The sequence below is a fragment of the Pseudoalteromonas sp. CO342X genome, assembly GCF_004208915.1.
GTDB lineage: Bacteria > Pseudomonadota > Gammaproteobacteria > Enterobacterales > Alteromonadaceae > Pseudoalteromonas > Pseudoalteromonas maricaloris.
Genome location: NZ_SGPH01000021.1, coordinates 1 through 2,620, shown reverse-complemented (window position 1 = coordinate 2,620; position 2,620 = coordinate 1). Strand labels below are relative to the sequence as shown.

Annotated in this window: 2 protein-coding genes; both read right to left on the bottom strand. The window is 46.7% G+C overall.

What is annotated here, in order from left to right; translation table 11 throughout:
- The coding region (locus EXT47_RS11540) for a condensation domain-containing protein (RefSeq protein ID WP_165383811.1) at positions 1-2,162 on the bottom strand (2,162 nt) is incomplete at its 3' end.
- 2 nt (positions 2,163-2,164) lie between these two features.
- The coding region (locus EXT47_RS11535) for a phosphopantetheine-binding protein (RefSeq protein WP_240701608.1) at positions 2,165-2,620 on the bottom strand (456 nt) is incomplete at its 5' end.

The window sequence follows — 2,620 nt, the reverse complement described above, 5'->3', positions numbered from 1 at the left end:
GAAGAAAAGTCGATATTACGATACTTGTCACCTAACTGGCTGGTTAAGGCGTGAAGATAGTAAAGCACATTGTGCTGAGTGAGCATCACGCCTTTTGGTTGTCCGGTTGTCCCTGAGGTGTAGATGATATAAGCCAAGTTAGCCAACGCGGTTGGACGCACTAAGTTCTCGTGCTCCACCGCCAGCGCATGGGTGTTTACGCCGAGCGCCGCCGTTTTTCCAAGCACAGGTTCAAGTGAAGGCAAGTGACTTTCCTGGGTTAGCACTAAGTCGGTGTTGGTGTCGGTTAAAATAAACTCAACCCGAGCTTCGGGGTAATCTGGTGAAACGGGCACATAGGCACCACCGGCTTTGAGCACGGCCAAAATAGCAATAAGCATCTCGCTACTGCGAGAAAAGTAGAGGGCGATAGGGGTATCGGCAGGCAATAGGCCAGCTTGTACTTTGGGGTGCTGAGCAAGGATTTGCTTCGCAAGGGCATTGGCTTTACCGTTCACTTCGGCATAAGACAGCGCTTCACCGCCGCTGGTTAACATGGCCGTCTGCTCTGGGGTGTTAGCGGCGTGCTGCTCCACGATGCTTGCCAGATCTTTGTCGGTAGCAAACGACTCGGCGTTGTTGTGCCAAGCACGGAGTGTGTCAGTCTCAGTTCTATTTTGTAGGGCTACTTTTGCAAGTGGCTGTGCAGTTCTGGCGATCACCTGATCGATAATATTGATAAAGCGCTCAGCAAGGAGTTCGATCCAGTCACTAGGAAATAGCGCAGTGGCGTAGTTAATATCACCAAATACTTCTTCGTCCCCATTTTGTAGCAATAAACTAATGTCGAACTTAGCCACTTTATGTAGCGCTTTGACTTGTGATTCATCCACTGGCATAAACAGCTGTTGGCTGCTGTCGTCGCTGTTATTTTTAAATTGTTCAAGCGCAAACATCATTTGAAATAGCGGATGGCGAGACGGATCCCGTTGTAATTTTAGGGCGTCGACCAATTTATCAAATGGCAGATCTTGGTGCGCCTTTGCCGCTTTTAGGGTTTGGTGCACTTGTTGAATTAAGGCATTAAAGTCGAGTGCGTTATCAATATGAACTGGCAGGGCTAAGCTATTGACCAAAAAGCCAATAAGATTTTGTGTCTGGCTTAGATGACGGTTGTCAGATGGTGTACCTATGATTAAATCTGACTGACCGCTGGTTGCTTGTAATGTCAATGCCCAGCTGCTGAGCAGTACTACATAAAGACTGGTTTGTTGCGTTTTGGCTATGGCCTTTAGGGCTTCGCTTCGTTCCTGACCCAAACGAATACGGTGGTCTGCACCGTGATATTGATATTCATTTGGCCTTGGTAGTGGCGAATGTAATTCAAGCTGCTCAGCGCCTGCAAGTGCATCAGTCCAGTGGTCTAAAAGCTTAGTTAAGGTATCGCCGCTAAGGTACTCGCGCTGCCATTTTGCGTAATCTTGGTACTGTAACTCAAGCGCTGGTAGCTCAGGCGTTATGCCTGAAGCTAGCATAAAATAGGCTTGGTGTAGCTCACGCATAAAGATTTCGGTGGACCAGCCATCAAAAGCAATATGGTGCCACATAAATAGCACGTAACGTTCAGCGCCTAATGTCCAACAGCAAACCTTGAACATAGGCTCATTAGCTAAGTCAAATGGTGTACTAATAGCTTGTTTCACAGCCGTATTAAGCGCAGCTAAGTCAGCCACAGGGCTAGGCGTAATCTCAATACAAGCGCTCAACACTTCTTGATAGTCGTGGCCTTGCTCGTCTTGACGATAGACACTGCGAAGTACTTCATGCCTATCTAACACGATATTTAGTGCTTGCGTTAATCGCGCAAGCTCTGTGTGCTCAGAGAGTTTAACCAAAAACGGAATGTGATAAGCGTTGGTGCCATTTTCTAACCGTTCGATAAATAATAAACGCTCTTGCGCAAATGAAAGCGGATGGCGGTTTAATTCTGGCAGTGTATTAAATGCATCCTTTGAAAAAATTGCTTTTGCTTCAAGGTAATCCATTAGCTGCGTTTTGTTTGACTTTAACTTTGCAACAAGCGCAGCATCTGGCGCTTGCGCGCCAAATGACAGCTCTAGTCCGCCGTCTTGCAACCAGATTGAGAGATTGTGATCTTTCAGTTCAGCGAGCAATGACAACATGGTTAAATCCTCATGCTATTAGTTTGTTCTTGTTGTGATCCGGAGTCTGCTTTAATTTCGATATCCACGCTCAGCGTCTCTAAGTTGTCGACGATTGCGGCAATATGGGTATGTTCAAACAAGGCTGAAATTGGGATGTTTAAATCCAGTGCTTTATTACATGCATTCATCAACCGGATAGCCGAGATAGAGTCCCCCCCGATACTGAAGAAATTATCTTCAATGCCCACTTGTTCAAGGCCAAGTACCTGTTGCCAAATCTCACAAAGCTGGGTCTCTAAAGCATTGCGTGGTGCCACATAGAGGTTGTCAGCTTGAAGTTCTGGCGCGGGGAGTGCCTTGCGGTCAAGCTTACCATTACCCGTAAGTGGAATATGCTCGATTAGAGTAAAGTGACTGGGCACCATGTATTCAGGTAAAGCAGCACTTAGGGCGAGCTTTAATTCGGTAATTTCAAG